The organism is Pseudomonas sp. C1C7, from assembly GCF_013359595.1.
Taxonomy (GTDB): domain Bacteria; phylum Pseudomonadota; class Gammaproteobacteria; order Pseudomonadales; family Pseudomonadaceae; genus Aquipseudomonas.
Window position 1 is genome coordinate 15,194 of record NZ_JABFMP010000010.1, and the last position, 26,802, is coordinate 41,995.

General features: G+C 60.7%; 30 protein-coding genes. 13 read left to right on the forward strand and 17 right to left on the reverse strand.

Annotated elements, in window-relative coordinates; translation table 11 throughout:
* Nucleotides 1–102 precede the first annotated feature (102 nt).
* From HNO86_RS10500 to puuE, 5 genes are all read right to left on the reverse strand, one after another.
* Complete coding sequence (locus HNO86_RS10500) at nucleotides 103–1,407, reverse strand: urate hydroxylase PuuD (RefSeq protein WP_175376929.1); 1,305 nt, start codon at nucleotides 1,405–1,407, stop codon at nucleotides 103–105.
* A gap of 51 nt (nucleotides 1,408–1,458) precedes the next feature.
* Complete coding sequence (locus tag HNO86_RS10505; protein WP_175376930.1) at nucleotides 1,459–1,962, reverse strand: ureidoglycolate lyase; 504 nt, start codon at nucleotides 1,960–1,962, stop codon at nucleotides 1,459–1,461.
* A 123-nt stretch (nucleotides 1,963–2,085) separates the two neighbouring features.
* Complete coding sequence (gene alc, locus HNO86_RS10510) at nucleotides 2,086–3,081, reverse strand: allantoicase (protein WP_175376931.1); 996 nt, start codon at nucleotides 3,079–3,081, stop codon at nucleotides 2,086–2,088.
* Nucleotides 3,082–3,167: 86 nt separating this feature from the next.
* The gene (uraD, locus tag HNO86_RS10515; RefSeq protein ID WP_175376932.1) at nucleotides 3,168–3,683 is read right to left on the reverse strand and encodes a 2-oxo-4-hydroxy-4-carboxy-5-ureidoimidazoline decarboxylase; all 516 of its coding nucleotides are present in this window, start codon (nucleotides 3,681–3,683) and stop codon (nucleotides 3,168–3,170) included.
* Entirely contained in the window at nucleotides 3,680–4,606 is a 927-nt protein-coding gene (gene puuE / locus HNO86_RS10520; protein WP_175376933.1) for an allantoinase PuuE, read from the reverse strand. Before puuE ends, uraD begins: the two co-directional genes overlap by 4 nt.
* A 433-nt stretch (nucleotides 4,607–5,039) precedes the next feature.
* On the opposite strand from puuE, the gene uraH reads away from it, so the two are divergent.
* The gene (gene uraH / locus HNO86_RS10525) at nucleotides 5,040–5,393 is read left to right on the forward strand and encodes a hydroxyisourate hydrolase (protein ID WP_175376934.1); all 354 of its coding nucleotides are present in this window, start codon (nucleotides 5,040–5,042) and stop codon (nucleotides 5,391–5,393) included.
* A gap of 182 nt (nucleotides 5,394–5,575) precedes the next feature.
* Here the strand turns inward: uraH and HNO86_RS10530 are convergent, their stop codons facing one another.
* The 3 genes from HNO86_RS10530 to HNO86_RS10540 form a co-directional block, all read right to left on the reverse strand.
* Entirely contained in the window at nucleotides 5,576–6,202 is a 627-nt protein-coding gene (locus HNO86_RS10530) for a LysE family translocator (protein ID WP_175376935.1), read from the reverse strand.
* A 65-nt stretch (nucleotides 6,203–6,267) separates the two neighbouring features.
* Nucleotides 6,268–7,617: an NCS2 family permease gene (locus HNO86_RS10535; protein ID WP_175376936.1), complete on the reverse strand. Its 1,350-nt coding sequence runs from the start codon at nucleotides 7,615–7,617 to the stop codon at nucleotides 6,268–6,270.
* Between the two features lie 250 nt (nucleotides 7,618–7,867).
* Nucleotides 7,868–8,314 (reverse strand): MarR family winged helix-turn-helix transcriptional regulator, encoded by a 447-nt coding sequence (locus HNO86_RS10540; RefSeq protein WP_175376937.1) that lies wholly within the window; start codon nucleotides 8,312–8,314, stop codon nucleotides 7,868–7,870.
* A gap of 82 nt (nucleotides 8,315–8,396) precedes the next feature.
* On the opposite strand from HNO86_RS10540, the gene HNO86_RS10545 reads away from it, so the two are divergent.
* Nucleotides 8,397–9,563 (forward strand): PLP-dependent aminotransferase family protein, encoded by a 1,167-nt coding sequence (locus tag HNO86_RS10545; protein ID WP_175376938.1) that lies wholly within the window; start codon nucleotides 8,397–8,399, stop codon nucleotides 9,561–9,563.
* 166 nt (nucleotides 9,564–9,729) lie between these two features.
* On the opposite strand, the gene HNO86_RS10550 is transcribed toward HNO86_RS10545, so the two are convergent.
* From HNO86_RS10550 to HNO86_RS10570, 5 genes are all read right to left on the reverse strand, one after another.
* Nucleotides 9,730–10,101, reverse strand: coding sequence for a glutathione S-transferase N-terminal domain-containing protein (locus HNO86_RS10550; RefSeq protein ID WP_175376939.1), 372 nt, complete (start codon nucleotides 10,099–10,101; stop codon nucleotides 9,730–9,732).
* 104 nt (nucleotides 10,102–10,205) lie between these two features.
* Nucleotides 10,206–10,751: a GTP cyclohydrolase I FolE gene (folE, locus tag HNO86_RS10555; protein WP_110964232.1), complete on the reverse strand. Its 546-nt coding sequence runs from the start codon at nucleotides 10,749–10,751 to the stop codon at nucleotides 10,206–10,208.
* A gap of 76 nt (nucleotides 10,752–10,827) precedes the next feature.
* Complete coding sequence (locus tag HNO86_RS10560; RefSeq protein ID WP_175376940.1) at nucleotides 10,828–11,385, reverse strand: Smr/MutS family protein; 558 nt, start codon at nucleotides 11,383–11,385, stop codon at nucleotides 10,828–10,830.
* Nucleotides 11,386–11,473: 88 nt separating this feature from the next.
* Entirely contained in the window at nucleotides 11,474–11,794 is a 321-nt protein-coding gene (locus HNO86_RS10565) for a hypothetical protein (protein WP_175376941.1), read from the reverse strand.
* 130 nt (nucleotides 11,795–11,924) lie between these two features.
* Nucleotides 11,925–12,515: a cysteine hydrolase family protein gene (locus HNO86_RS10570; RefSeq protein ID WP_175376942.1), complete on the reverse strand. Its 591-nt coding sequence runs from the start codon at nucleotides 12,513–12,515 to the stop codon at nucleotides 11,925–11,927.
* Nucleotides 12,516–12,754: 239 nt separating this feature from the next.
* Here HNO86_RS10570 and prmB point away from each other — a divergent pair, with 239 nt between their 5' ends.
* Complete coding sequence (gene prmB, locus HNO86_RS10575; protein ID WP_175376943.1) at nucleotides 12,755–13,663, forward strand: 50S ribosomal protein L3 N(5)-glutamine methyltransferase; 909 nt, start codon at nucleotides 12,755–12,757, stop codon at nucleotides 13,661–13,663.
* 124 nt (nucleotides 13,664–13,787) lie between these two features.
* Here prmB and HNO86_RS10580 read toward each other — a convergent pair whose 3' ends face one another.
* Nucleotides 13,788–14,579, reverse strand: coding sequence for a hypothetical protein (locus HNO86_RS10580; RefSeq protein ID WP_175376944.1), 792 nt, complete (start codon nucleotides 14,577–14,579; stop codon nucleotides 13,788–13,790).
* 99 nt (nucleotides 14,580–14,678) lie between these two features.
* Nucleotides 14,679–15,632: an alpha/beta hydrolase gene (locus HNO86_RS10585; protein WP_178131152.1), complete on the reverse strand. Its 954-nt coding sequence runs from the start codon at nucleotides 15,630–15,632 to the stop codon at nucleotides 14,679–14,681.
* Between the two features lie 129 nt (nucleotides 15,633–15,761).
* Between HNO86_RS10585 and aroC the strand changes: the two genes are divergently transcribed.
* Genes aroC through HNO86_RS10600 form a run of 3 tightly spaced genes read left to right on the forward strand, consistent with a single transcriptional unit; the run spans nucleotide 15,762 to nucleotide 18,583 of the window.
* Nucleotides 15,762–16,853 (forward strand): chorismate synthase, encoded by a 1,092-nt coding sequence (aroC, locus tag HNO86_RS10590; protein WP_175376945.1) that lies wholly within the window; start codon nucleotides 15,762–15,764, stop codon nucleotides 16,851–16,853.
* 42 nt (nucleotides 16,854–16,895) lie between these two features.
* Nucleotides 16,896–18,047 (forward strand): MFS transporter, encoded by a 1,152-nt coding sequence (locus HNO86_RS10595; RefSeq protein WP_175376946.1) that lies wholly within the window; start codon nucleotides 16,896–16,898, stop codon nucleotides 18,045–18,047.
* On the forward strand, nucleotides 18,044–18,583 hold the full coding sequence (locus HNO86_RS10600) for an acireductone dioxygenase (RefSeq protein ID WP_175376947.1): 540 nt from the start codon (nucleotides 18,044–18,046) through the stop codon (nucleotides 18,581–18,583). Before HNO86_RS10595 ends, HNO86_RS10600 begins: the two co-directional genes overlap by 4 nt.
* A gap of 124 nt (nucleotides 18,584–18,707) precedes the next feature.
* Here HNO86_RS10600 and HNO86_RS10605 read toward each other — a convergent pair whose 3' ends face one another.
* The gene (locus tag HNO86_RS10605) at nucleotides 18,708–18,986 is read right to left on the reverse strand and encodes a DUF3509 domain-containing protein (RefSeq protein WP_175376948.1); all 279 of its coding nucleotides are present in this window, start codon (nucleotides 18,984–18,986) and stop codon (nucleotides 18,708–18,710) included.
* Between the two features lie 346 nt (nucleotides 18,987–19,332).
* Between HNO86_RS10605 and HNO86_RS10610 the strand changes: the two genes are divergently transcribed.
* From HNO86_RS10610 to HNO86_RS10635, 6 genes are all read left to right on the forward strand, one after another.
* A complete protein-coding gene (locus HNO86_RS10610; protein WP_175376949.1) occupies nucleotides 19,333–21,171 on the forward strand; it encodes a long-chain-acyl-CoA synthetase in 1,839 nt (612 codons plus the stop codon).
* A gap of 96 nt (nucleotides 21,172–21,267) precedes the next feature.
* Nucleotides 21,268–21,786, forward strand: coding sequence for an ankyrin repeat domain-containing protein (locus tag HNO86_RS10615; protein ID WP_175376950.1), 519 nt, complete (start codon nucleotides 21,268–21,270; stop codon nucleotides 21,784–21,786).
* Nucleotides 21,787–21,924: 138 nt separating this feature from the next.
* Nucleotides 21,925–22,455 (forward strand): hypothetical protein, encoded by a 531-nt coding sequence (locus tag HNO86_RS10620; protein ID WP_175376951.1) that lies wholly within the window; start codon nucleotides 21,925–21,927, stop codon nucleotides 22,453–22,455.
* An 80-nt stretch (nucleotides 22,456–22,535) separates the two neighbouring features.
* Nucleotides 22,536–22,727, forward strand: coding sequence for a PLDc N-terminal domain-containing protein (locus HNO86_RS10625; protein ID WP_175376952.1), 192 nt, complete (start codon nucleotides 22,536–22,538; stop codon nucleotides 22,725–22,727).
* Nucleotides 22,728–22,926: 199 nt separating this feature from the next.
* Nucleotides 22,927–23,160 carry a hypothetical protein gene (locus tag HNO86_RS10630; RefSeq protein WP_175376953.1) on the forward strand — a complete coding sequence of 78 codons (234 nt, stop codon included), beginning with the start codon at nucleotides 22,927–22,929 and terminating at the stop codon, nucleotides 23,158–23,160.
* A gap of 213 nt (nucleotides 23,161–23,373) precedes the next feature.
* On the forward strand, nucleotides 23,374–23,718 hold the full coding sequence (locus HNO86_RS10635; protein ID WP_175376954.1) for a ribonuclease E inhibitor RraB: 345 nt from the start codon (nucleotides 23,374–23,376) through the stop codon (nucleotides 23,716–23,718).
* A gap of 328 nt (nucleotides 23,719–24,046) precedes the next feature.
* Here the strand turns inward: HNO86_RS10635 and HNO86_RS10640 are convergent, their stop codons facing one another.
* Nucleotides 24,047–24,868, reverse strand: coding sequence for a cytochrome c (locus HNO86_RS10640; protein ID WP_175376955.1), 822 nt, complete (start codon nucleotides 24,866–24,868; stop codon nucleotides 24,047–24,049).
* A 720-nt stretch (nucleotides 24,869–25,588) separates the two neighbouring features.
* On the opposite strand from HNO86_RS10640, the gene HNO86_RS10645 reads away from it, so the two are divergent.
* Nucleotides 25,589–26,794 (forward strand): acetyl-CoA C-acetyltransferase, encoded by a 1,206-nt coding sequence (locus HNO86_RS10645; protein WP_175377068.1) that lies wholly within the window; start codon nucleotides 25,589–25,591, stop codon nucleotides 26,792–26,794.
* The last annotated feature ends 8 nt before the right edge of the window (nucleotides 26,795–26,802 follow it).

A 26,802-nucleotide genomic window follows, 5' to 3' on the forward strand; every position in this document is an offset into this window, starting at 1 on the left:
CATCAGGCTGACCGCGTTGCGGCTGTTCGCGGGCAAGCCTCGCTCCTACCGATCGGAGTGGATCCTGTAGGAGCGAGGCTTGCCCGCGAAGCTTTTCAACGATTAATTGGTCGGAGCACCCTGAACGATCCAGGCACCGATCAGATCGCGTTCCTGCTGGGTCATCTGGGTGATGTTGCCCAACGGCATGATCTGGGTGGCGACCGCCTGGGCCTGGATCCGCGCCGCGTTCTGGCGGATCTGCTCAGGGGTGTCGAACATCACGCCGGCCGGGGCCGCGCTGAACAGCGGGCTGGTCGGTTTGGCCGAGTGGCAGACCGCGCAACGTTCCTGGATCACACTGTGCACCTTGTCGAAACCGGGGCCTGCGTTGGAGGCCTGCGCGGGAGCTGCGGCAGGGGCTTCTGCAGGTTTGGTTTCAGCCGGCTTCAAGCCGCCACCCACCGCTGTTTCCGGCAGCGGCTGGTACTCGATCGCCGCAGGTGCCTTGGCCACTTCCGGAGCATTGGACATCGGCTTCGGACCGGTCACGTAGGCCAGGCAGATCATGCCCACCGCTGCCACCGGCAGGGTCCAGGCGAACTTGTGGCTGTCGTGACGGGTGTTGAAGTAGTGACGCACCAGCACCGCGAAAATCGCGATCCCGGCCAGGATCAACCAGTTGTACTGGCTGCCGTAGGTGCTCGGGAAGTGGTTGCTGATCATGATGAACAGCACCGGCAGGGTGAAGTAGTTGTTGTGACGCGAACGCAGCAGGCCCTTGGCTGGCAACGCAGGGTCCGGCGTGCGGTTCTCGGCGATGGCCGCGACCAGTGCGCGTTGCGCCGGCATGATGATGCGGAACACGTTACCGACCATGATGGTGCCGATCAGCGCGCCGACGTGCAGGTACGCACCACGACCGCTGAACACCTTGCTGAAGCCATAGGCCGCGCCGATGATCAGTACGAACAGGATGAAACCGAGCAGGGCAGGGCGTTTGCCCAGGGCCGAGTCGCAGAGGAAGGAGTAGACGAACCAGCCGATGAACAGCGAGCCCAGACCGATGGCCACGCCTTCAGGGCCGCTCAGGGTGCTGCCCGGAGCCAGCAGGTAGAGCGTCGGGTTGGAGTAGAACACCACGCACAGCAGCGCGATACCCGACATCCAGGTGAAGTAGGCTTCCCATTTGAACCAGTGCAGGTTGTCCGGCATGGTCGGTGGAGCCAGTTTGTATTTTTCCAGGTGATAGATGCCGCCGCCGTGGATCGCCCACAAGTCACCAGCCAGACCGCTTTTCGGGTTGACCCGATTGAGGTTGTTCTCCAGCCAGACGAAATAGAACGACGCGCCGATCCAGGCCACACCGGTAATCATATGAACCCAGCGCACGCTCAGGTTCAGCCATTCCAACAGATGTGCTTCCACAGTCTTTACCTCTCGCCTGTCACTCTTGTTGTCGAGTGATCAGACCTTCTCTTATTGGTGGGGGGCGAGGATCAAACGCTCATCCTCTTTGAAGAAATGCTCATCGCAGTTATTGCCTGTGCCACTGCGATCAACCACCAGGAAGTCATCCCGCTTTTCGATCGTCAGCACCGGGTGGTGCCAGACGCCGCGATGGTAATTGATGCCCTGCCTGCCGTTGGTGACGAAGGCGCGGACCAAGCCTGATACAGGTGCATCGCCAAGTGGCGCGACCACGATCAGAAAGGGGTTGCCGAGCAGCGGAATGAAAGCCTGGCTGCCCAGCGGATGGCGCTCCAGCATGCTCACGGTCAGCGGCATGTCCTGCGCGTCGGCGCGGAAGATGCTGATGATCGCGTTGTCCTCTGGCGTGGCGGTCTGGACCGTCGCCAGTTTGTGGAAGCGCATGGTCGAACCGTTGTTGATCATGAAGTGATCGCTGCCGTCGGTTTCGATCACGTCACCGAAAGGGGCGAAGGCTTCTTTGGTCAGCGGTTCAATCGTCAGTGTGCGCATGCTGTTCTTTTCCGAATTCTGTGTTGTTGGTTCTATTGTCATCGCTGGCAAGCCAGCTCCCACAGGTTTTGTGAACACCTCGGTTCTTGTGGGAGCGGGCTTGCCCGCGATTGGGTTCACCGCTTATTTAGCGACCTTGCCCAAAACACGCAGGCGGCTCACGCCACCATCCGGGAACACGTTCAGGCGGATGTGGGTGATCGGGCCCAGGGCCTTGATCTGCTCGGCGAAGGTGTGTTCGGCGTGCATTTCCAGCTTCTGGCTTGGCAGCAGTTCGCGCCAGAACAGCGACTGGGTTTCGATCTGGCTGTCGGTGCCGCCTTTGACGAAGGCGCCCTGGATCGAGCAGCTGTCCGGGTAGTTGCCCTTGAAGTGCAGGGTGTCGACGATGACTTTCTCGACTTCACCGGCATGGCCCAGGGCGACGATCACCCAGTCATTGCCAGGGGTGCGACGACGGGCGGTTTCCCAGCCGTCGCCCATGTTGATGCCACGGCCCGGGTTCAGGATGTTGCTCATGCGGCCGAAGTGCTCGTCGGAGCAAGCCAGGGCGCGACCGCCGTTCAGGGCAGCAGCCAGGTCGACCTGTTCGTTGTCGCCGATGGCCGACCAGTCGCGGAACGGCACGCCGTAAACGCGCAGACGGGCCACGCCGCCATCCGGGTAGATGTTGAAGCGCAGGTGGCTGAAGGCCTGGTCGTTGTTGATTTCGTGGTAGTGGTGGCTGTTGCCTTGCAGCTCGACGGCCGACAGCACTTCAACCCACTGGGTGTTTTCGTTCGGCTCGCCTTCGGCCAGGAAGCAGGCTTCCAGGGATGCCGATGGCGGGAAGTTGCCGGTGAAGAATGAAGTGTCGATGTCCACGCCCTTGATCGAGCCGGGCACGCCCAGGCGGATCACGGCGCTGTCATAGCCTTCGAAGCGCTTGCGGCGCGACTCCCAGCCATCCATCCACTTGCCGTTGTCATCGAACACGCCCTCCTTCCACACGGCCGGGGTCGGTTGGAACAGACGGTTGGCGTCTGCGAACCAGTCATCGGTGACCGAGATGATTTTGGTGCCCAGGCGGGCGTCGGCCAGGTTGACGAACTTCTCGAAAGGTACGGCGTAAGCTTTCATTCTTCTTGTCTGCCTTTAAATAAGTGGCTTGGGATGCTTGCAGTGCCCTGGGTGTCTTTGCGTTTAAGGCACTCGGGCAAGGCTTGCTATAGGGTCAGTAAACGGAACAGGGCAATTTTGTTGATCTGCGCCAGCGCGCACTTGAACTCGGTGTCGACCGGGTTGTGGATGCGCGTTTCGAACGCCGCGAGGATCTGATGCCGGTTGCTGCCTTTTACCGCCATGATGAAGGGAAACTTGAACTTGGCCTTGTAGGCGTCGTTCAGCTCGGTGAAGCGCTGGAACTCTTCGGCCGTGCATTGGTGAATACCGGCGCCAGCCTGTTCATTGGTGCTGGCTTCGGTCAACTGGCCCTGGACGGCGGCTTTGCCGGCCAGGTCCGGGTGGGCGTTGATCAGTGCCAGCTGGCTGGCGTGATCGGCGCTCAACAGGATGTCGCTCATGCGCTGGTGCAGGGTTTCGATCTGGTCGATCGACGCGTCCTGGCCCAGGTCGAAGGCCTTTTCGGCCACCCATGGCGAGTGTTCGTAGATGTCGGCGAAGGCGGCGACAAAGGCGTCGCGGCTCAGGGTCGAGGGTTTGACGGTTTGAAAGGTGCTCATTTGGCAGCCCCTTGGTACGGGTGGGTTTGCTGCCAGTGACGCGCGATGTCGACGCGACGGCTGAACCACACCTGTTCATGACTTTTAGCGTATTCGATAAAGCGCTTGAGCGAAGCCAGACGCGCCGGACGGCCAACCAGGCGGCAGTGCAGGCCGATCGACAGCATCTTCGGCGCTTCCGCGCCTTCGGCGTAGAGCACGTCGAACGCGTCCTTGAGGTATTCGTAGAAGTCTTCGCCCTTGTTAAAACCCTGGACCTGGGTGAAGCGCATGTCGTTGGTGTCCAGGGTGTAGGGGATCACCAGGTGTGGCTTGCCGGTCGGGTTGTTCGGTTCCCAGTAGGGCAGGTCGTCATCGTAGGTGTCGCTGTCGTAGAGGAAACCGCCTTCTTCCATCACCAGGCGACGGGTGTTCGGGCCGGTGCGGCCGGTGTACCAGCCCAATGGGCGCTCGCCGGTGATTTCGGTGAGGATGCGGATCGCTTCGAGCATGTGCTCGCGTTCCTGGGCTTCATCCATGTATTGGTAGTCGATCCAGCGATAGCCGTGGCTGCAGATCTCGTGGCCGGCATCGACCATGGCGCGGATCACGTCCGGGTGACGCTGGGCGGCCATGGCCACGGCGAAGATGGTCAGCGGGATGTCGAATTCCTTGAACAGCTTGAGGATCCGCCAGACGCCGGCGCGGCTGCCATACTCGTAGAGCGATTCCATGCTCATGTTGCGCGCGCCCTGCAGGGGCTGTGCGGCAACCATTTCGGAGAGGAAGGCTTCGGATTCTTTATCGCCGTGCAGGATGTTGCGCTCGCCGCCTTCTTCGTAATTGAGTACGAAAGACAGGGCGATGCGGGCGTTGCCCGGCCAGTGTGGGTGCGGAGGGTTACTGCCGTAACCGGTCAGGTCGCGTGGGTAGTCAGCGCTCACTGCAGTCTTCCTTCTTATTCGTGTTGACAGGTGGTGTGGCGTGCCCGCGAATGAGAAGTCAGGCTGGCGTCACAACGATGGGCTGATTGTATACAACTTTATCTTCACTTTGTAAGCCTGAATTTTTGCATTTTTCGCTAACGGTCATCTTCCGGTGATAGGAGGGGGAGTCTGCAAGAAATCTGCCTGTCCGCCTGGCTTCCGGTTACAGGGCTCGGCCAGTGCGCACTTCGCCGGAAAACCGCCGGGAAATCGGAGGTTGGCGCAGCCGTTGGTAAATATGTCGTTTTTATTGTGTACAATTTTTTTGAAAAGTGTCTTAATCGAAACCTCGCCGCAGCATTTCGGGCTCCGAAACGGTGCGGTCTCCTTTTCAACTGACTTCGGGAGGCGCGAGGTCTGACTGCAGAATGCAGGCAGGCGCGCAGAATCAATGGGACGTTTGACTACACACGTTTTGGACGCTGCACATGGTTGCCCGGGCAGCTCGATCAAGGTCGAGCTGTACCGCGTCGAGGGTTCGCAGCTGGAATTGGTCGCCAGCGCGGTCACCAACAGCGATGGTCGTGTCGATTCGCCGCTGTTGCAGGGCGATGACTACCGCACCGGGGTTTATCAGGTTCAGTTCCATGCCGGCGACTACTACCGCGCCCGTGGCGTCCAGCTGCCGGAGCCTGCCTTCCTGGATGTGGTGGTGCTGCGTTTCGGCATCTCGGCACAGCAGGATCACTATCACGTGCCGCTGCTGATTTCGCCCTACAGCTACTCGACCTACCGCGGCAGCTGATCCCCCAAGCAGCTGCCTCACCCTGGAAGCGACTGCGCATATAGCTTCTTTGGTCTTTCGCCCGCTCACACTGCGGGCTTTTTTTCGCCTGTAGAAAAGTCAAAAGATCGCAGCCTGCGGCAGCTCCTACAGGGAAGCGCATTCCAAATGTAGGAGCTGCCGCAGGCTTCGATCTTTTAATCTTAATGGCTCAACAGCGACGCAGCCCCTGCGCCACTGAACAACCCGGCACTGATCCGGTTGAACCAGCTCTGTCCCTTGCCGCTACGCAGATACCGCGCCGCGCCATGGGCGCCCAGGCCATAGGCAACCTTGCACAGCAGATCCAGCACAGTCCAGGTTGCGATCATCACCAGCAGTTGCGGCAGGAACGCCTGCTCGGCACTCAGGAATTGCGGCAAAAACGCGGCGAAGAACAGGATGTCCTTCGGGTTGCTGGCACCCAGGACGAATGCACGTCCAAACAGTGCGCGAAAGCGCGGCACCGGCGCAGCCTGAGGCACTTCGGCGCCGTGGGACGGCTGGCGCGATTGCTGCCAGCTCTGCCAGGCGAGGTAGAACAGGTACAGCGCGCCGACGATTTTCAAGGCGCTGAACAACTGCTCGGAAGCCAGCAGTAACGCACCCAGCCCCAGCGCCGAAGCGCTCAACAGGCAGATCGAGGCAAACACTCCGCCGAGAAACGCGGGGTAGGAACGGACCAGGCCGTAATTCAGACTGTTGCTGATCATCAGCAAGGACAGCGGTCCCGGGATCAGGATCACTACCAGCGCAGCGCCGCTGAACAGCAGCCAGGTTTCCAGACTCATCACTTTCCTCCATTTGCACAAAAGCCTCACCCGACGGGGTGAGGCTGTTTTGAATCGTGTTCGACTTACAAGAAGATGAACTTGGCGATGAAGATCGCGCAGAGCACCCACAGGCTGACGGAAATTTCCTTGTACTTGCCGGTACCGGCCTTCAGCGCCACATAGGTGATAAAGCCCAGGGCGATACCGTCGGCGACCGAGAAGGTCAGCGGCATCATGATCGCGGTGACGATCGCCGGAATGCTGTCGGTGGCCTCGTCCCATTCGATGTGGGCCATGCCGCCCATCATCAGCATCGCGACGTAGATCAGCGCGCCGGCGGTGGCGTAGGCAGGAATCATCCCGGCCAGCGGCGCGAAGAACATGGCTGCGATAAATAGCACGCCCACGGTCACGGCGGTAAGGCCGGTGCGACCACCTGCGGCTACACCCGCGGCACTTTCCACATAGCTTGTGACGGGAGGAACACCGACCACGGCACCGAATACGCTGGAGGCGCTGTCGGCTTTCATCGCGCGGGAAAGGTTTTCGATCCGGCCGTCAGCGCCTACCAGGTTGGCGCGCTGGGCGACGCCCATCAGGGTGCCGGCGGTGTCGAACATGTGCACGAAGAGGAAGGCCAGCACCACGCTGATCATGCTGACGTTGAACACGCCGGCGACATCCATGGCCATCCAGGTCGGGGCCAGGCTCGGCGGGGCCGACATGATCCCTTCGTAATGCACCAGGCCCAGGCCCCAACCGGCCAGGGTCACGGTGATGATGCTGATGAGGATCGCACCGAATACCTTGTGGTAGCTGAGGATCGCGATCATCAGGAAGCAAATGCCGGCGAGCAGCGGGCCAGCCTCGTGCAAAGAGCCGAGTTTGATCAAAGTGGCCGGGCTATCGACGACGATTCCGGCGGTTTTCAGACCGATCAGCCCCAGGAACAGGCCAACGCCGGCGCCCATGGCGTGACGCAGGCTGACCGGGATGCTGTTGAGCAACCATTCGCGAATCTTCGAGAAGGTCAGGATCATGAACAGCACACCGGACACGAACACCGCGCCCAGGGCGGTTTCCCAGTTGTAGCCCATGGTGCCGACCACGGTGTAGGTGAAGAACGCGTTCAGGCCCATGCCCGGCGCCAGGCCCACCGGCCAGTTGGCGTAGAGCCCCATCAACAGGCAGCCGAGCGCGGCGGCGATGCAGGTGGCGACGAACGCCGCGCCATGATCGATGCCGGCGTCGGCCATGATGTTGGGGTTGACGAAGATGATGTAGGCCATCGTGATGAAGGTTGTCAGACCGGCAATCAGCTCGGTCTTCACCGTGGTGCCATGCAAGCTGAGTTTAAACAGGCGCTCCAGCAAGCCAGTGCGTAGAGGCGGCGAGAGATCCAGCGTCGATGCTTCGGATTTGCGGCTTTCCACAGCGAGTACTCCTCAAGAGTTTTATTTTTATTTCCAGGGCCGGATCCCGAGGGGTGGCAGCGGCCCTTTGAGGTGCTTGCGAATTTGTTGACTCGTTGGTCAGAAACTCGCACGAAGTGGATTATGCTTTTGTATACAAAGAAAGCAAATAATGTTTTTGATTTTGTCGACGAAAAATCTGACAAAGGAGATATATCGTCTGTTCGCGAAGGCGGCGGTACTGGTTCCAGAAAACCAGCGGATTGAATACTCAATCTGCCGACAATTGGTTCTTACCCAAAGCCAGATTCACCGCCAGCCACCCATTCACCGCCGCCTCCCCGGCCTCGGCAAACACCCGCTCCAACAATTTCACCTGCTCTCGACGCAGCGCCTGTTCGAACCGCGCACCTTCATCGGTCAGCTCCAGCAACCGCTTACGCTTGTCCGTCTCGGACGCGACGCTGTTCACCAGGTGCATTTCCAGCAACTGCCGCAACGGCATGTTCAGCGCCTGCTTGGTCACGCCGAGCAATTCCAGCAATTGCTTCACGCTGAGGTTGGGGTAACGGGCGACGAAAAACACGATGCGTTGATGCACCCGGCTCAGGCCTCGGCGTTCGAGCATTTCGTCGGCCTTGGCGGTGAAGGCCTGGTAGCCGAAGAAAAACGCTTCCATGGCCTGTTGCTGGGAATTCGGGTTTTTAAGGTCAAGCATGTTGACGTATCCGCTCGGGCTGTCGTAATTTCGGTCAACCAGTTTGACTCATTTTCCTCATGCCTCGCTACCGGTGATCCCCATGGCTTTTTCCGAACGTGTCTCGCGCCTTAAAAGTTCTCTGATCCGTGAAATCCTCGCCGCCGCCCAGCACCCGCAAGTGATGTCGTTCGCCGGTGGCCTGCCGGCCGAGGCCATGCTGCCCAAGGTCGAGTGGGACCGGATGCCGGTGTCCATGGGCCAATACGGCATGAGCGAAGGCGAGCCGGCATTGCGCGAGGCTTTGGCAGCCGAGGCACGGGCTCTGGGTCTGCCGTGCGACGCGAGTCAGGTGTTGGTGGTCAGCGGCTCCCAGCAAACCCTCGATCTGGCTGCCAAGCTCTACATCGACAAGGGCACGCAGATCGTCCTCGAAGCCCCGACCTACCTGGCGGCGCTGCAGATTTTCCAGCTGTTCGGTGCCGACTGCCTGACCGTGCCGCTGCAAGCCGATGGCCCGAACCTTGTGCAATTGCGCTCGTGTCTGGAGCAGCATCGCCCGGCGTTCATCTACCTGATCCCGACGTTTCAGAACCCGTCGGCGGTGCGTTACAGCGAGGCCAAGCGCGAAGCCGTGGCGAGCCTGCTCGACGAGTTCGGCGTGACCCTGATCGAAGACGAGCCGTACCGCGAACTGACGTTCGATGGCGGCAGCGCCAAACCGATTGCCGGACGCCTGAAGAAATCCAGCTGGATCTACACCGGCACCGTCTCCAAAACCCTGTTGCCGGGTTTGCGCGTGGGGTACCTGATCGCCAGTCCGGACCTGTTCCCGCACCTGCTCAAGCTCAAGCAGTCAGCGGATCTGCACACCAACCGGGTCGGCCAGTGGCAGGCGTTGCAATGGATCGGCAGTGAGTCGTATCGGCAGCATCTGGGCGAGTTGCGCGGTTTTTACCGGGAACGCCGCGATGCGTTTCAGGCGGCGCTGCAAATGCACTTTGCCGATCTCGCGGACTGGAACATGCCCCAGGGCGGGCTGTTTTTCTGGCTGACGCTCAAGCAACCGCTGGATACGCGGACCTTGCTCAATGCGGCGCTGGCCAATGATGTGGCGTTCATGCCCGGTGAGCCGTTCTTTCCGGAGCCGGATAACAACCATGGGCATCTACGGCTGAATTTCAGCCACATTGATCCGGCGCGGCTGAATGAAGGGCTGGGGCGATTGGCGGCGGTGGTGCGCCAGGCACAGGCGGCGCAGGCGGCCTGAGGGTAGAAATGAATAAACCGGCTTTGGGGCCGGTTTATTTTTGGGTGGGATTTGTGGTGTCCGCTCTGACGCCTTCGCGGGCAAGCCTCGCTCCTACGGGAAGATCGCTATCCCTGTAGGAACGAGGCTTGCTCGCGAAGAGGCCCTCAATCACACCACAAAACCATCAGACAGCCGCAAATCGCTTGTCCAGATAATCAATGATCACCTTGGACTCATACATCCAGGTGGTCTTGCCGTCTTCTTCGATACGCAGGCACGGCACCTTGATCTTGCCGCCTTGCTCGAGCAGGGTCTGGCGATCCTGTTCATTGTTCTTTGCATCGCGCAACGCCACCGGCACGTTCAGGCGGCGCAGGGTGCGGCGGGTTTTCACGCAGAACGGGCAGGCGTGGAACTGATACAGGGTCAGGCCCTTGGCGGCGGCTTCGACCTGGGCCTGGGCGGCGGCAGGGCGCTGCTTCTTGCCGGGGCGGGTGATGAAGTCGATGAGGATGATCAGTTGGCCGAGGCCGACACGAAGCGCTTTGACGAGCATGTTGCAAGCCTCACGGGGCAAATGAAGAAAGGCGCGCAGCTTACCTGATTTTTCGCGGACGAAAAAAAACCGGCGATGAATGCCGGTTTTCTTCTGAGCGCGAATTACTTGATCAGGCTGAGGAATTCGCTGCGGGTGGCGGCGTTCTCGCGGAACTCACCGAGCATCACCGAAGTGATCATCGACGAATTCTGCTTTTCCACACCGCGCATCATCATGCACATGTGCTTGGCCTCGATCACCACTGCGACGCCCAAGGCACCGGTCACCTGCTGGACCGCATCGGCGATCTGGCGGCTGAGGTTTTCCTGGATCTGCAGGCGGCGGGCGTACATGTCGACGATCCGCGCGACTTTCGACAGGCCCAAGACCTTGCCGCTCGGGATGTAGGCGACGTGGGCCTTGCCGATGAATGGCAGCAGGTGGTGTTCGCACAACGAGTAGAGCTCGATGTCCTTGACCAGCACCATTTCGCTGTTGTCGGAGCTGAACAAGGCACCGTTGGTGACTTCTTCGAGCGTCTGCTCGTAACCGCGGCAGAGGTACTTCATGGCTTTGGCGGCACGTTTTGGCGTGTCGAGCAGGCCTTCGCGGGAGACGTCTTCGCCCAGTTGGCCGAGGATCGCGGTGTAATTCTGTTCCAGGGACATGAAACTACCTGTGGGATTTACGCAAAAAGCAAGGGTACGGTGGCGGACACGGCGCTGCAAGCGCGACGCATCAGCTTTACTCGTCGCGACCTTCCATCATGGTGCGCTTGAGCATCACATAAACCGCGCCGGCACCGCCATGTCTGGCCTGGCAGGAGGTGAAGCCGAGCACCTGCGGATGCTGGCGCAACCAAGTGTTGACGTGGCTTTTGATCATCGGCCGCTTGCCGTCCAGGCGCACGGCCTTGCCGTGGGTGACGCGCACGCAGCGGATTTCGAATTTGGTCGCTTCGGCCAGGAACGCCCACAGGGTTTCCCGGGCCTTCTCCACGGTCATTCCGTGCAGGTCGAGGCTGCCTTCGAATGGAATCTGGCCGGCCTTGAGCTTGCGTATCTGGCTTTCCTGCACCCCGTCGCGTGCCCACATCAGGTCGTCTTCAGGCCCGACATCGATCACGAACTGATCGGACAGACCGTCTACGGTAGCGACATCCGTGCGCACGGTGGCGGACTGGCGCAGCTTGGCAATCTGTGCGCGGTCAGCTTTGGGTTTGCCGGTTTCGGCGCGATCGTGCTTGATCGGCTTGACGCCTTGGATCGCACTTTTGAACAGGGAAAAATCGTCGTCTTGCATGTCAGCCTCCGCGAAGGGCGGCCAGTTTACCCAACTCCAGGCAATTGGGCGCGCGACAAAACGCGCGGCGTTCGATCCGGGCAGGGTGTCAGTCGTGTTTCTTCATCAGGTGCGGGGACATGTTCAGCTCTCGCGACTGCCGCGAGCGACGGCGGCAACGGCGCCACAGCCATACGCCGATGTACAGCACGAACAGGCCGACCACCAGAACTACCGCAGCACCGCCGCGATTGGTGTTCATCTCGCCCAGGGCAGGGGCGTGGCCCAGCAGTGCGGCAACGCCGGCCATGGCGAGCAGAACGCCGCAGGTTGCCAGCAACGCGGCGAACGCCGCGCCGATTCGAAAACGCCAGTTGCGTTGGCCTTTGGGGCGCAAGCGGCGAGCGTCAAAACCATCGGATAACTTCATTCCGACCTTCCTCAGTGGGTATCGGCCCTTCGACCGGAAGTTGACCGGGTTGTTCCTGAGGCTAAGACAATTACAGCTAATGAGAGGCTTTTGCGGATGAGCGGCGCATGGGCCGCTCATTGAACATCGATCAGATCAGGCTGTTGGTCTGGGCTACGGCGGCGAAGTTGTCGGCCATGATTGCCATTTCAGTCTGCTGAACATGCTCGGCGCTCAGCACGCCACCCTTGTAGGGCAGGTCGCGGGTGGCGCAGGCGTCTTCCACGAGGGTGCAGCGAAAGCCAAGGTTTTTCGCGGCCCGCACCGTGGTGCTGACGCTGGAGTGGCTCATGAAACCGCACACCACCAGGTCCACCGAACCCAGTTCTTCCAGGCGCTTTTTCAGATCGGTGCCGTGGAAGGCACTGGGCAGGATCTTCTCGATCTTGATTTCACCGGCCAGCGGCTCCAGCCCCGGGATGAACTGCCCGCGCTCCCCGCGTGGGTCGAACAGGCCACCGACGGTGCCGAGGTGGCTGACATGCACGATCGGCCGACCGGCCGCACGGGCGGCAGTGACCAATTGTTTGATGTTCGCAACCGCCGAATCCATGCCGCTCAGGGCCAGGGGGCCGCTGAGGTACTCTTTCTGGGCATCGATAATGATCAGGGTCGCATGACTCAGTTTGGCCGCTGGATAACCGCGACCGCTGAGTTGAAACATCGTTTGTGGAACGGACATTCTGGGGCTCCTTGGAGTGGGGCTTTTGCGCCATTGTCCTCTGGCTGAGCGCTTCTGTGAATCGCTACCATCGTAGGCACCGTCGTTATTGGCGTGCAGCGTTGTCAAGTGTTCCGTTTTGTTCAATAGGAAGCTGAAAAAAGAGATTAGTCCTACATCGACATCGGCGTTTTCCCGCGTTCGTCGTGGCGACGATTGGCTGGTAGAATCGCCCGTCGATTTTTCTGGAGTTTGCCGTCGTGATCACTTCCCGCCTTCGCACCCTGCGTGACCATATCCGTTGGGCCGTCAGCCGCTTTCATGGGGAGGATCTGTTTTTCGGCCATGGCACCGACAATGCCTGGGACGAGGCCCGCCAACTGGTGTTGGGGGCGTTGCACCTGCCATGGGAAATCTCTGACAACTACCTGGACTGCAATCTGGAAGAAGACGAAGTCGCGCATTTGCAGCTGCTGCTCAAGCGCCGCATCGAAGATCGCGTGCCGACGGCCTACCTGCTGGGCGAAGCCTGGTTCTGCGGCATGTCGTTCATTGTCGATGAGCGCGTGCTGATCCCGCGTTCGCCGATCGGCGAGCTGATCGAAAACCGTTTTACCCCATGGCTGGGCGCGGAGCCTGCGCGGATCCTCGACCTGTGCACCGGTTCCGGTTGCATCGGTATCGCCTGCGCCTACGAATTCCAGGACGCCGAAGTGGTCTTGGCCGATCTGTCGTTCGAAGCGCTGGAAGTGGCCAACCAGAACATCGAGCGCCATGGCGTCGATGAGCGGGTCTACACGGTGCAGGGTGATGGTTTCGATGGCTTGCCGGGTCAGCGGTTCGACCTGATCGTGTCGAACCCGCCGTATGTGGACGCCGAAGATTTCGCCGACATGCCGGACGAATACCAGCATGAACCGGAGCTGGGCCTGGCCTGCGGTGACGATGGCTTGAACCTGGTGCGCCGCATGCTCGCCGAAGCGGCGGATCACCTGACCGAGAAGGGCTTGTTGATTGTCGAGGTGGGCAACAGCCAGGTTCACGTTGAAGCGCTGTACCCGGAAGTCGACTTCGCCTGGCTTGAATTCGAGCGCGGCGGGCATGGTGTGTTCATGTTGACGGCCGAGCAGTGCCGCGATCATCAGGCGTTGTTCGCGTCCCGCGTCTGACCTTTAAATCCTATCGCGGGCAAGCCCGCTCCCACAGGATTTATGTCGTACGCAAAGGATGCGACAACATAGAACCTGTGGGAGCGAGGCTTGCCCGCGATGGCCGCGCCGCGGTTTCAAGCTTTCAACGGTGCGTCGCAATCCAGATCAACAACCCCGCCTGAAACACCGCAAACGCCACCAGGCAGGTGATAGTGAACCGCAACCCCGCGTCTTCACGCTTGTACTTGCTCACCTTCTCTTCGTGCTTCTTCAGCTTCACTTCCTGCTCGGCCAGGTTCTGCTCGGCCTGCTGGAGCATCTGCGCCGCTTCGAGAATCTCCACGACCTGCAGCTTTTCCGTATTCCAGTCGCCCAGCAGATCGCCAACCCGCACTTCCTGAACGCTGCCCTTCAGATGCTGGGGATCGGCGTACACCACGTCGAAGCCGTGGACCCGCAGAAAGTGGTCGCGGCGCAGGCGGGTGTCTTCGCTCAGCGCATCCTTGTTGTTCAGGTCGGTGCCGTCGACGGTGTAGCCAGGCCAGCGTTTCTTCGCCCAGTTGATGCCTTGCGCCGCCATGTAGCGGCCGATGCCACGGTTCAGCGGTTCGATCTGCAGGCCGCTGTCGGGGCCCAAGTGCACGCGTTTTTCCGTGTGGTCGACCCACACGTCCAGACTGTTCTGCTCCTTGCGCACCCGCTGGCCTGGCAGGGTGATGCTCATGCGCAACAGGCTGCGCTGCTTGTCATGGCGTTCGGCGTAACCGAACTCGACAAAGCGCAGGGGCCGCCCGCCGGTGTTGCGATCGGTCTGCAACGGCGCCAGGCGGAGCATCTTGTGGTGCTCGACGTGGACGTCCGCCCATGGCAGCTCGACCGCTGGCGGTGCTTCTTTTTCAGCGGTGGTGTCGGTTGAAGTCGGGGTGTCTGTCATAACGTCAAGATCCTGTCCAGGCTCAGCTTGTCACCAACCATTGCGTTGGCGACAAAGGCTTATCGGCCGTTTTGTTCAGGACTGGAGGGTAAACAGCGTTTAACGGATGGGAAGTCCGTCAATAAACCCGAGAATGCGCGTACCCAGCTCGGCGGCCAGGGGCAGATTCGGGTCCTTGTAGGAGGCCAACTGGCGTTTGACGTCGTTGGGCACGATGCGCAGGACATGGTTCATGCCTTCGATCAGCGCCAGTTGCGCGTCCGGTTTGGCGGCTTTCAACAAGCGCGCGTCCTCGACCCCGACCTGAATATCGCTGCTGCCCTGAATGATCAGCGCCGGCATTTTCAGGCGGGCAAACGCCGCCGCCGGGTCCTGGCGAAACAGCGTAATCAGGTACGGCTGCACGCTCGGGCGGAAAATCACCTGGAGGGACGGCGGCACGTTGTCATCGGTTTTCCCGGCCTTGAGGCTGTCGAGCAGTTCGTTGCTGCGCAGCATCAAGGGGGGCGGCAGGCTGCGAGCCAGTTGCTCGCGCAGTACCTGATCGATCGGCCGCGCGCTGCCGGACATGGAAATCACCGCCGCCGCATTGACACTCGGCGCGGCGAGGCTGGCGATCAACGCGCCTTCGCTGTGCCCCAGCAGGATCAGCTTGCCGAAGCGCGGGTCGGCCTTGAGCTTGCGACCCCAGGCCTCGGCGTCGGAGACATAGCCTTCGACCGACAGATTGCGCTCGTCCGGAGTAGCCGCCAGGCTCGCCGCCACGCCGCGCTTGTCGTAGCGCACGCTGGCGATGTTGTGTTTGGCCAATACCCAGGCCAGGCGCTTGAGGCTGTCATTGCGCCCGCCGTCGGGATTGTTGCCGTCGCGATCGGTGGGGCCGGAGCCGGAAATGATCAGCACCACCGGCACTGGATTGTCGGACTTGGGCAGCAGCAGCGAGCCGAAAAGCTCGCCGTTGCCGGTGTCCAGGGTAATCGGCCGTTGCAGAACAGTGGCCTGGGCGAAGCCGGTAAACAAGGTCAGGGTCAAGAGCAAAACTCGCAGCATCATCAGGCCATCATCGTCAGGATGCCGGTTGGACTCGCCAATCGGCGTTAGGTTCGAGGATGAACTGATTGGGTAGCCTGCGTATACTGGCGCGCATTACGTATTTGGGTTCGATTTCACGGAGCGTCCTGCATGTCCGGCAATACCTACGGCAAGCTGTTCACTGTCACCACCGCGGGCGAAAGCCATGGCCCGGCGTTGGTCGCCATTGTCGATGGCTGCCCGCCGGGCCTGGAGATTTCCCTTGAGGATCTGCAGCGTGACCTGGACCGGCGCAAGCCCGGCACCAGTCGCCACACCACCCAGCGTCAGGAGGCCGACGAAGTCGAAATCCTCTCCGGCGTGTTCGAGGGTCGTACCACCGGTTGCGCCATCGGCCTGTTGATCCGCAACACCGACCAGAAGTCCAAGGACTACTCGGCGATCAAGGACCTGTTCCGCCCGGCCCACGCCGACTACACCTACCACCACAAATACGGCGAGCGCGATTATCGCGGCGGCGGTCGCAGCTCGGCGCGGGAAACCGCCATGCGCGTGGCGGCTGGCGCCATTGCCAAGAAGTACCTGGCCACCCAGGGCATCGTCATTCGCGGTTACATGAGCCAGCTCGGCCCGATCGAAATCCCGTTCAAGACCTGGGATTCGGTGGAGCAGAACGCCTTCTTCAGCCCGGACCCGGACAAGGTGCCGGAGCTGGAAGCCTATATGGACCAGCTGCGTCGCGACCAGGATTCGGTCGGGGCGAAGATCACCGTGGTTGCCGAAGGCGTGATGCCGGGCCTGGGCGAGCCGATTTTCGATCGCCTCGACGCGGAGCTGGCCCATGCGCTGATGAGCATCAACGCGGTCAAGGGCGTGGAAATCGGCGCCGGTTTCGCCTCCGTAGCCCAGCGCGGCACCGAGCATCGCGATGAGCTGACGCCGGAAGGTTTCCTCAGCAACAACGCCGGCGGCATCCTCGGCGGGATCTCCTCCGGTCAGCCGATCGTTGCCCACCTGGCGCTCAAACCAACTTCGAGCATCACCACCCCGGGCCGTTCCATCGATATCCATGGCAACCCGGTGGAAGTCATCACCAAGGGCCGTCACGACCCGTGCGTCGGCATCCGCGCCACGCCGATCGCCGAAGCGATGATGGCCATCGTGCTGATGGACCACCTGCTGCGTCACCGCGGGCAAAACGCCGATGTGCGCGTGAGCACGCCGGTGCTCGGCCAGCTGTGAATGGCCGATCTGCATGATTGATATGAAAAGCGCCGCAGTCTGATGGCTGCGGCGCTTCCGTACTGGCGGCTCTCCAGTTTCTATCTGTTCTATTTCGCCCTGCTCGGATCGACCGCGCCGTTTCTGGCGCTGTACTTCGATCATCTGGGTTTTTCTGCCGCGCGCATCGGCGAGCTGGTGGCAATCCCGATGCTGATGCGTTGCGTGGCGCCGAACATCTGGGGCTGGCTCGGTGACTACACCGGCCGGCGCCTGGCCATCGTGCGCTTCGGCGCCGTCTGTACGCTGCTGACCTTTTCGCTGATCTTCGTCAGCAAGACCTACGCCTGGCTGGCGATGGTCATGGCCCTGCACGCGTTCTTCTGGCATGCGGTGTTGCCGCAGTTCGAGGTCATTACCCTGGCGCACTTGCAGGGGCAGACCTCGCGCTACAGCCAGATTCGCCTGTGGGGTTCCATCGGTTTCATCATCACCGTGGTCGCGCTGGGGCGCCTGTTCGAATGGCTGAGCCTGGACATCTACCCGGCGGCGCTGGTGCTGATCATGGCCGGCATCGTCCTGAGCAGCCTGTGGGTGCCCAATGCGCAGCCGCCGCAAGGCGCGCGGTTGAGCGGGGAGGGGTTTCTGGCCCAATTGCGCAGCCCCGGCGTGCTGGCGTTCTACGCCTGCGTGGCGCTGATGCAGATGAGCCACGGTCCGTATTACACCTTTCTGACCCTGCACCTCGAGCGCCTGGGTTACAGCCGCGGGGTGATCGGCATGCTCTGGGCCGTCGGCGTGGTGGCCGAAGTGCTGATGTTCATGGCGATGAGCCGGATCCTCGCGCGCTTTTCCCTGCGGCGGGTGTTGCTGGCGAGCTTTCTGCTGGCGGCGTTGCGCTGGTTGTTGTTGGGCTCGCTGGCGGAATTTCTCTGGGTGCTGTTGTTTGCCCAGGTGCTGCACGCCGCCACCTTCGGCAGTTTTCACGCCGCGGCCATTGCCTTCGTGCAACGCAGCTTCGGCCCCCGTCAGCAAGGCCAGGGCCAGGCGTTGTATGCCGCCCTGGCCGGGACCGGCGGCGCCATGGGCGCGCTGTATTCCGGCTACAGCTGGAATGCCCTCGGCGCGGCATCAACCTTTAGTGTTGCCAGTCTCGCAGCCGTCGCGGCAGCCGTTATCATCGCCACACGTATGCAAGAAGGAACGTCCCAATGAGCAGCCTGTCCGTTTTTCACGTCTCAAGCCCCGAAGTTCCCAACAAGGTGCTGACCCATTTCGAAGACATCGCCTCGACCCTGGCCGAACAGGGCGTACGCTTTGACCGTTGGCAAGCTGCGACGAAGCTCCAGCCCGGCGCCAGTCAGGAAGAGGTGATTGCTGCCTATCAGACGCCAATCGACCAGCTGATGACCGAGCGTGGCTACATCACCGTTGATGTGATCAGCTGCAGCAGCGATCACCCGCAGAAAGACGAACTCCTCGACGAACACCGCAAGGGTGAAGACGAAGTACGCTTTTTCGTCGCCGGGCGCGGTTTGTTCAACCTGCACATCGACGATTACGTCTATGCGGTACTGTGCGAGAAGAATGATCTGATCCTGGTGCCGGCCGGCACCAAACATTGGTTCGATAGGGGGGAGAACCCGCATTTCGTGGCGATTCGCCTGTTCAAGAACCAGGAAGGGTTGGTGGCGAACTTCACCGGGGACAACATTGCCAGCCGGTTCCCACGGCTCGATGACTTCACATAACCTGTAGGAGCGAGCATGCTCGCGATGAACGTTCAGACACCGCTGGGCATCAGGTTTCCAGCGTTACCGTTAACGACCATCGCGAGCATGCTCGCTCCTGCAGGAAAGCAGATATCCGCTTTCGTCAGGCCGAATGATAGGTCGGCAACGCAAACCGCTGCTGGCTCTGCAGCATCGAAATCTGCGGCAACTCGCTGGCCTGTTCGGCCAGGTCGCGGCGGATGGCGCTGATGACCCACGACAGCTGGTCGCCATTGTGCAACTGCTGATAGGAAATCGAGCGCTTGAATACCTTGTCCTCTCCACCACGCAAGGTCAGCAGAATCCCGCCGTCCGGGCGAGGCTGGGTAGTGACCTGGAAGTTGGAGAACAGGGATGCGAATTTTTCCTGGATCAGGTTCATGTCTTTCAGCTCCGTGATGACTTGAATAGGCAAGCATGCACAGAGCGTTGCAGTGATTGTGCCAGCATCCGCTCTTGGTTAAATTTCTTTAAAAACAACGGCTTATGTTTTTGGCGGGTTTTTGTTTTCGTGCAATTTGCAAGAACAGCCATCGTGCATCCTGCATTTTGCGAGATTCTCGGCGGTTGGATTGAACCATTTGAAGTCCTCGCGCTCGCGATCTCCAACACCGCTGTTGCAGATACAAAACATTTCAAAAACCGCGTGTACAGCTCAAGAACCCTTGACGTATTTTCGGGCTTCATTCAACGCCGCCCGACAATAAGAAGAGCGAACGGGAGCCGCCATGCGCCGCACGCCAAGCGACACGATCACCTGGAGCATGATGCTCCGCAAGCTGCCTTCCATCGCCAAAGCCCTGCCACGGGTGGTCAAGGGCATGAAGGTCGCAAACGTCAAGGACCCGAACCAACCGTGTGGCCTGGCCTGGAGTTTCGAACAGGCAACCCTGCGCAATCCCGATGGCCCGGCACTGCTGCACGATGCGCTTTCGCTGAGTTATACACAGGTCAACCAATGGGCCAACCGCGTCGCCCATCACCTGATCGAGCGGGGCATCGGCAAGGGCGACGTCGTGGCGGTGTTCATCGAGAACCGTCCTGAGCTGCTGGTGACGATCCTGGCGGTGGCCAAGGTCGGCGCGATCAGCGCCTTGCTCAACACTTCGCAGACCCGCGACACACTTGTCCACAGCCTGAATCTGGTAGCGCCGGCGGCCATCGTCGTCGGCGAGGAATTGGTTCCGGCGTTTCTGGCGGTGCGCGAGTCGGTGTCGATCCCGGCGGCGCACTGCTGGTTCATTGCCGACCAGAACACCTACGATCACCCGGGCATCGCGCCCGAAGGCTTCATCAATCTGATGACCGCCAGCATCGACGGCCCCGTCGACAATCCGGCCAGCAGCCAGCAGATCTTCTTCGACGACACCTGCTTCTATATCTACACCTCGGGCACCACGGGTCTGCCCAAGGCCGGCGTGTTCAAGCACGGGCGCTGGATGCGCAGCTTCGCCAGCTTCGGCATGGTCGCCCTGGACATGCGACCCACGGACATCGTCTATTGCACCTTGCCGCTGTATCACGCCACGGGCCTGTGCGTGTGCTGGGGCTCGGCCATCAGCGGCGCTTCGGGGTTTGCCCTGCGTCGCAAGTTCAGCGCCAGTCACTTCTGGGGCGATGTGCGCAAATACCGCGCGACCACCCTGGGTTACGTCGGCGAACTGTGCCGTTATCTGGTGGATCAACCGACCGGCGAGGACGACAACCGGCACGAAGTGACCAAGATGATCGGCAATGGCCTGCGCCCCGGCGCCTGGCGCGAGTTCAAGACGCGTTTTGGCGTCAGGCACATCTGCGAGCTGTATGCCGCCAGCGACGGCAACATCGGCTTCACCAACATCCTGAATTTCGACAACACGGTGGGGTTCTCCCTGATGTCCTGGGAACTGGCCGCCTACGATCATGACAGCGGCGCGCCGATCCGTGCCGCCAACGGTTTCATGCGCAAGGTCGGCAAGGGCGAGCAGGGCCTGTTGCTGGCGAGGATCGACGACAAGGCGCCGCTGGACGGCTACACCGATCCGCAGAAAACCGAGAAGGTCGTTTTGCACGATGTGTTCGTCAAGGGCGACCGCTATTTCAATACCGGCGATCTGCTGCGCAACATCGGTTTCGGCCACGCACAGTTCGTCGACCGTCTGGGCGACACCTATCGCTGGAAGGGCGAAAACGTCTCGACCACTGAAGTCGAGAACATGCTGCTCAAGCATCCGCTGATCTCCGAAGCCGTGGCCTATGGCGTGGAAATCCTCAACACCAACGGCCGGGCAGGAATGGCGGCGATCACGCCGGCCGAATCCCTGGCGACCCTGGATTTCAGCGCGCTGCTGGCGTTTCTGCGACAGCAACTGCCGGCTTATGCGGTGCCGCTGTTTCTGCGGGTGAAGCTGAAAATGGAGACCACCGGGACCTTCAAGTACCAGAAAACCCGGCTCAAGGACGAAGGTTTCGACCCTGCCCGCACCGGCGGCGACCCGATCTACGCCTGGCTGCCGGGCAGCGACACCTACGTGCAGGTCACCGAGCCCTTGCTGACGGCGATTCAGGACGGTCGTTATCGTTATTGAAAGTGGCTATGGCTGCGTTTCAGAAAAAAGAAGTGACAGTGCCGGGGCCGCTCGGGAAACTGTCGGCTTTCCGAATGACAGAACCTGGAGTGTCCAATGTCAGACCAAAGCCGCCAGATGACCCCCGAAGAAGCCGCCGAGTTTGCCGAACAGGTATTCAACAAGGCTCGCGAGGGCGATGCGGCCATGATGGCAGCGCTGCTGAGCAAGGGCCTGCCGGCGAACCTGCGCAATCACAAGGGCGACACCATGTTGATGCTGGCCGCGTACCACGGCCACGTGGAAACCGTGAAAGTGCTGCTGGAACACAAGGCCGACCCGGAAATCCGCAACGACAACGGCCAGAGCCCGATCGCCGGTGCGGCCTTCAAGGGCGACCTGGCGGTGGTCACGGCGCTGGTCGAAGGTGGCGCGCAGATTGACGGAGCGTCATTCGACGGGCGTACCGCACTGATGATGGCGGCCATGTTCAACCGTGTCGCCATTGTCGATTACCTGATCGGCAAAGGCGCCGATCCACGGGCCAGGGACGCCAACGGTGTAACGGCGCTGGATGCGGCGAAGACCATGGGCGCTACCGATACCGTTGCGCAGCTGGAAAAATTGCTGGGCTAAAAAACAAAACCCTGTGATGAGGGTACAAGCCCCCTCGCCACAGGTTTGCATTCCAACCGAATGACCGGTTCCGCAGCACCTCGCCAAATGCGTTATCCTTCGCGCCCTCAAAATTCCCTAGCGACAGGATCTGCCCCCATGAAAGCCGCACTCGTCGAACTCATCAGCAAAATCAGCTCCGGGTGCATGGGCGAAGACGAAATCCTCAAGGTCGCTGACGAAGCGGCCCAGGCTTATGCGGATCCCGAGGCCTTCCTGGGCGCCAACCCGGACATCAACTACGACGACACCTTCCCGATTGCGCTGGGCGAATGGGTGGTCATCGGCAGTCTTCCCGACACCGTGCTGTTCCAGGCCGATACCTACGTTGACCTGTTCAGCCAGATCGTCGCCTCGTTCGGCCCGGGCGTTGAGTTCAACCTCAAGCCCAAGCAACTGGCCAGGACCGAGGCGCTGACCGCGCTCAATCGCATCCAGGTACAAATGAGCAGCCTGAACAAGGAAAACGGCGGTTACACCCTGATGAACATCAGCCAGTTGCTCGACGATGAGCTGCAGATGGTGCTGGTCTACGGCAACGACGTGCCACGGGTGCTGGAATTGTGCGCGCAGGTCGGCATCTCGGCGGCGCCAGCCCTGGAAGCCCTGAAAGTGGCGATCCACGTCTGAGTCGACAAAGCTGTCAATAAAACGGAACCCCGGACAGAGCCGGCTATCCTAATGGCATACCACTCTTGCGGAGCATCGCCATGGGTTCCACCTTCAACAGCCTGGTTGGCCTGATCATTCTTGCCCTGGATATCTGGGCAATCATCAACGTCCTGAAAAGTGGCGCCGAAACCGGGATGAAAGTCCTCTGGGTGCTGTTGATCGTCCTGCTGCCGGTGCTGGGCCTGATCATCTGGGCCATCGCCGGGCCGCGGGGGGATGTCAGGGTCTGATCCCGACTTACGCCCGATCCTGCAGGAGCGAGGCTTGCGCGCGAAGACGGCGGACCAGACAACATTGATGGTGCCTGACACATCGCCTTCGCGGGCAAGCCTCGCTCCTACGCAGATGCACAGATCCGTCGGAACATTAGCCAGCTAACTTGGTCGAGATAGATGTAAGCCCACTTACGGGTTGATCGAGGAGGCTGCGATGTCAAAGTGGAAAGTCACTTTCGTGGATGATCATGGACAAACGATCAACGAAGTCTTTGAGTGCGAGGAATGCCCGAGTCACGAGCAGGCCGCCAAACTCATCAAGGAGCGGTTTCTTCCTGTGGCTGCAAAGCTGGATCTGAACGATCTGGAGGGGCGAACCGTCGACGCCAGCGTCAAGAACCTCAAGACGCAGAACAGCATTCAAATCCTCGGCATCACGCCAATCTGAACACTTCCTGTCGCATTCTCATCCAGGCCTTGGCAGCGCCTCGGTCCTGGGGCTACTCTGCAATCGAGATCAGCGAATGGATCGCTAAGGTCTGGTCTTGTCAGCTACATGCTTGTTTCCCGCCGGCACCTCGGTGCCGAACCGCCCGCAGTACGGTTGCGCGAGCAGGGAGTACGGAAAGTCTATCCATCGGTTTTTTGAGGAGGACGTTTCATGAGCACAGCCTATCAAGAAGACATCAGCAGCAGCGTGCTGCGCCGCATGAAAGAAGGCGGTTTCGATTTTTCACGGTTCCACCCCATCGAGTTCTACGCCATTTTCCCGGACGAGGAGCGGGCACGCAGGGCGGCGGGTCATTTTCATCACGGTGAGTCCCTCAATTCGCAAATAACCGTGCGCGACGACGGTGCCTGGGCGCTGGAGTTGAGCAAGGTCATGTACGCCACCTACGACGACATCGGCGACTTCGAACAGGGTTTCGAAGCGGTGGTCGAGCCATTGGGCGGCATCATTGAGGGCTGGGGTGTGAAACAGGAGCTACGAGGGCGACTCGCATAACCTTATGAACAGCAGCAATCGCAAACGCGGCTGACCTTCGGGTCGGCCGTTTTGTTTTCAACACGTTTTTGCGCGAGCTGCCGAAGGCTGCGATCTTTTGCTTTTGCGTCGACCAAAAAAAAGGCCACCTGAGCAGGTGGCCAAACGGTAAGACCGGAAAGGAGGGAAAACCGGTCGGGAGGTGGAGGCTGTCAACTTCGCCGCCTTGGATAGACGAAGTTTTTTCAGCGGATGCGCAGATTATCCACAGCCCCGAGCGGGTGGTGAAATCGACTCTGACTATGCGGGCGATAGGCAATTACCGGGGAACCGGATCGGGCGCGAACAGTCAGGGCTTAACCTTGCGGCCCGCCATATGCTTGAGATACCCCACCAACATCCCCAGATCCTCATCCGGCAGCACCTCGGCCGAGAACCCGGGCATCTTCGCCTGGGGCCATTGGCGCAAGCTCTGCGGATCGCGGATATAGCGCTTGAGGAAGTCCGCGCCGAAGTACTCGGTCGGGTTGTACGGAATGTTCAGGTCCGGTCCTAAATGCGAATCCCCGGCACCGTTCAAGCGATGGCAGGCCAGGCAGTTCTTCTGGAACAGCGCAAACCCTTTGCTCACCGGGTCATCCGCTTCAAGCGCCGGATCAGGCAGCAGGGTCGGGAAGCGCTCGGCCACCGGGGCCAGACGCTTGATGCTGGCGACTTCGAACGGCCATTGTTCGGGGCTGATATTGCCGGCTTTGGGATCGGTCCACACCAGATAGAACGGGCCTGCGCTGTGCTTGCCTTCCGACAGCGGCGGCCAGGGTTTGGCCGGGTCTTCGATCGCCAGCCAGGCTCGCGCGCCTCGCGTCTCAAGCAGCGGCGCCGCCGACAACTCCGCGGCAAATCCATCCAGCGCCACTGCCTGCAGATGGTCTTCGGCTTTTACGTTCGTCAACAGCGCCGCCATCGGCACCGCGCGATAACTCATGTCGCGTTTATAGGAAACATCGTTGGGGATGGTGATGGTCTGGGCCTGAGGGTGCTTGAGCAGTTCCTCGGTCTGCCAGGTACGACTGTTCGCGCCCAGCTCCAGGTTCAGCTGTGCGGCATACAGAGGCGTGCTGAGCAGCAGGGCCCCGAACACAATAAGCGTTTTCAAAGGATCGCCGTCCATGTCGTGGAAAATGCCGTAAAGGTTGGCATAGCCACGCTGGCTCGGGTAGCGAGCCAGTCACATTTTTGTTGTGGCGATATACAAGTCTGGCGCCGTGATTGCAAAAACCGACTAGCCGAGCACCTTGGTCAGGTTCGGCAGAATCAACAACAGCGTAGTGGCAAAGAGAATGAGACCCGCTTGACGAATTTTCGATTGTTTGAACATGGCTGACCGCCTTCTTTTTGTTATTTCCTGATGCCTGCCTGCATATCTCCATGTCGGCAAACGATGCACTTCCTGTAAGAACGACCGTCTCGGCAAAACCCGACGACAACTTCGTACACCTTCACCTTAGAGCCCGCGTCACTCGGGCTTTAGATCCATTTAGTATGGTGTTCTGACTCAAAGCTATTAAAACGGCATGAGGCCTATTGCCAGCTTCTTGGACGGCCTTTTGCTAGACACTTGCGTGTGTTCAAGCGGTTCAGCCAAGGGTGGATGACCGTCCGTCTGAGCGTGACCGTCAATGTCGATGAGCGCTGCGGTCATTGAATCGGCGGTGGCTCGGAATAAGGTGAAGGCTCCTTAAAAGAGCGAAAGATCGCAGCCCCTGTAGGAGCGAGCTTGCTCGCGATGGTCGTCAACGATGACGCTGGCGGCCTGACACCCCGCGGTGTTTTGTTGTCCATCGCGAGCAAGCTCGCTCCTGCGGAGGACAACAACAAGATCGAGGACGTCATGACCCAAGCGTTGATTTTCGATGCGTTACGCACGCCCCGCGGCAAAGGCAAGGCCGATGGCGCCCTGCACAGTGTCAAGCCGGTTAACCTGGTGGCCGGGTTGCTCGGCGCGCTGCAACAGCGAACCGACCTCGACACCAGTCAGGTCGACGATGTGGTGCTCGGTTGCGTGACGCCGGTTGGCGATCAGGGGGCCGACATTGCGAAAACCGCGGTGCAGGTGGCGGATTGGGACATCAGCGTGGCCGGGGTGCAGATCAATCGTTTCTGCGCGTCGGGGCTGGAGGCGGTGAACCTGGGGGCGATGAAAGTGCGCTCCGGTTTCGAGGACCTTGTGGTGGTCGGCGGCGTCGAGTCCATGTCACGGGTGCCCATGGGCAGCGACGGCGGGGCCTGGGCGCTGGACCCGGAAACCAACCTGCACAGCCATTTCACCCCGCAAGGTGTGGGCGCCGACCTGATCGCTACCCTCGAAGGCTTCAGCCGTCAGGACGTCGACGCCTACGCGCTGCACTCCCAGCAAAAAGCCGCGCGGGCGCGGGCCAATGGCTCGTTCAGCAAGTCGCTGGTGCCGGTGCAGGACCAGAACGGCATCATCCTGCTCAATCACGATGAGTTCATTCGCGCCGATTCGACGCTGGAAGGTCTGGGCAAGCTCAAGCCGAGTTTCGAAATGATCGGGCAAATGGGCTTCGACGCCACGGCGTTGCGAGTCTACAGCCATGTCGAGCGCATCCATCACGTCCATACCCCCGGCAACAGTTCCGGCATCGTCGACGGCGCGGCCCTGATGCTGATCGGTTCCGAGGCCAAGGGCCAGGCGCTGGGCCTGCGACCACGGGCGCGGATTGTCGCCACGGCCGTGACCAGCACCGACCCGACCATCATGCTCACCGGCCCCGCGCCCGCGACCCGCAAGGCGCTGGCCAAGGCCGGGCTGCGGGTCGAGGACATCGATCTGTTCGAGGTCAACGAGGCGTTTGCCTCGGTGGTCCTGAAATTCATCAAGGACATGGCGGTCGATCCGGATAAGGTCAACGTCAACGGCGGCTCGATCGCCATGGGGCATCCGCTGGGCGCCACCGGCTGCGCGATCCTCGGTACCTTGCTCGATGAACTGGAAAACCGGCACCTGCGTTATGGCCTCGCGACCTTGTGTGTCGGCGGCGGCATGGGCATTGCCACCATCATCGAACGCCTCTGAGCCCGGAT

What these genes read in the sequence shown, in the direction of transcription:
- HNO86_RS10560 (WP_175376940.1), bottom strand. Translation starts at nt 11,385, where the DNA reads ATGCAAGACGACGATTTTTCCCTGTTCAAAAGTGCGATCCAAGGCGTC.
- HNO86_RS10585 (WP_178131152.1), bottom strand. Translation starts at nt 15,632, where the DNA reads ATGATGCTGCGAGTTTTGCTCTTGACCCTGACCTTGTTTACCGGCTTC.
- HNO86_RS10615 (WP_175376950.1), top strand. Translation starts at nt 21,268, where the DNA reads ATGTCAGACCAAAGCCGCCAGATGACCCCCGAAGAAGCCGCCGAGTTT.
- uraH (WP_175376934.1), top strand. Translation starts at nt 5,040, where the DNA reads ATGGGACGTTTGACTACACACGTTTTGGACGCTGCACATGGTTGCCCG.
- HNO86_RS10600 (WP_175376947.1), top strand. Translation starts at nt 18,044, where the DNA reads ATGAGCAGCCTGTCCGTTTTTCACGTCTCAAGCCCCGAAGTTCCCAAC.
- HNO86_RS10630 (WP_175376953.1), top strand. Translation starts at nt 22,927, where the DNA reads ATGTCAAAGTGGAAAGTCACTTTCGTGGATGATCATGGACAAACGATC.
- HNO86_RS10570 (WP_175376942.1), bottom strand. Translation starts at nt 12,515, where the DNA reads ATGTCCGTTCCACAAACGATGTTTCAACTCAGCGGTCGCGGTTATCCA.
- HNO86_RS10635 (WP_175376954.1), top strand. Translation starts at nt 23,374, where the DNA reads ATGAGCACAGCCTATCAAGAAGACATCAGCAGCAGCGTGCTGCGCCGC.
- HNO86_RS10625 (WP_175376952.1), top strand. Translation starts at nt 22,536, where the DNA reads ATGGGTTCCACCTTCAACAGCCTGGTTGGCCTGATCATTCTTGCCCTG.
- HNO86_RS10530 (WP_175376935.1), bottom strand. Translation starts at nt 6,202, where the DNA reads ATGAGTCTGGAAACCTGGCTGCTGTTCAGCGGCGCTGCGCTGGTAGTG.
- folE (WP_110964232.1), bottom strand. Translation starts at nt 10,751, where the DNA reads ATGTCCCTGGAACAGAATTACACCGCGATCCTCGGCCAACTGGGCGAA.
- HNO86_RS10505 (WP_175376930.1), bottom strand. Translation starts at nt 1,962, where the DNA reads ATGCGCACACTGACGATTGAACCGCTGACCAAAGAAGCCTTCGCCCCT.
- HNO86_RS10620 (WP_175376951.1), top strand. Translation starts at nt 21,925, where the DNA reads ATGAAAGCCGCACTCGTCGAACTCATCAGCAAAATCAGCTCCGGGTGC.
- HNO86_RS10565 (WP_175376941.1), bottom strand. Translation starts at nt 11,794, where the DNA reads ATGAAGTTATCCGATGGTTTTGACGCTCGCCGCTTGCGCCCCAAAGGC.
- HNO86_RS10545 (WP_175376938.1), top strand. Translation starts at nt 8,397, where the DNA reads ATGGCTTTTTCCGAACGTGTCTCGCGCCTTAAAAGTTCTCTGATCCGT.
- HNO86_RS10580 (WP_175376944.1), bottom strand. Translation starts at nt 14,579, where the DNA reads ATGACAGACACCCCGACTTCAACCGACACCACCGCTGAAAAAGAAGCA.
- uraD (WP_175376932.1), bottom strand. Translation starts at nt 3,683, where the DNA reads ATGAGCACCTTTCAAACCGTCAAACCCTCGACCCTGAGCCGCGACGCC.
- HNO86_RS10595 (WP_175376946.1), top strand. Translation starts at nt 16,896, where the DNA reads ATGGCTGCGGCGCTTCCGTACTGGCGGCTCTCCAGTTTCTATCTGTTC.
- HNO86_RS10640 (WP_175376955.1), bottom strand. Translation starts at nt 24,868, where the DNA reads ATGGACGGCGATCCTTTGAAAACGCTTATTGTGTTCGGGGCCCTGCTG.
- alc (WP_175376931.1), bottom strand. Translation starts at nt 3,081, where the DNA reads ATGAAAGCTTACGCCGTACCTTTCGAGAAGTTCGTCAACCTGGCCGAC.
- HNO86_RS10610 (WP_175376949.1), top strand. Translation starts at nt 19,333, where the DNA reads ATGCGCCGCACGCCAAGCGACACGATCACCTGGAGCATGATGCTCCGC.
- HNO86_RS10645 (WP_175377068.1), top strand. Translation starts at nt 25,589, where the DNA reads ATGACCCAAGCGTTGATTTTCGATGCGTTACGCACGCCCCGCGGCAAA.
- HNO86_RS10550 (WP_175376939.1), bottom strand. Translation starts at nt 10,101, where the DNA reads ATGCTCGTCAAAGCGCTTCGTGTCGGCCTCGGCCAACTGATCATCCTC.
- aroC (WP_175376945.1), top strand. Translation starts at nt 15,762, where the DNA reads ATGTCCGGCAATACCTACGGCAAGCTGTTCACTGTCACCACCGCGGGC.
- HNO86_RS10540 (WP_175376937.1), bottom strand. Translation starts at nt 8,314, where the DNA reads ATGCTTGACCTTAAAAACCCGAATTCCCAGCAACAGGCCATGGAAGCG.
- HNO86_RS10605 (WP_175376948.1), bottom strand. Translation starts at nt 18,986, where the DNA reads ATGAACCTGATCCAGGAAAAATTCGCATCCCTGTTCTCCAACTTCCAG.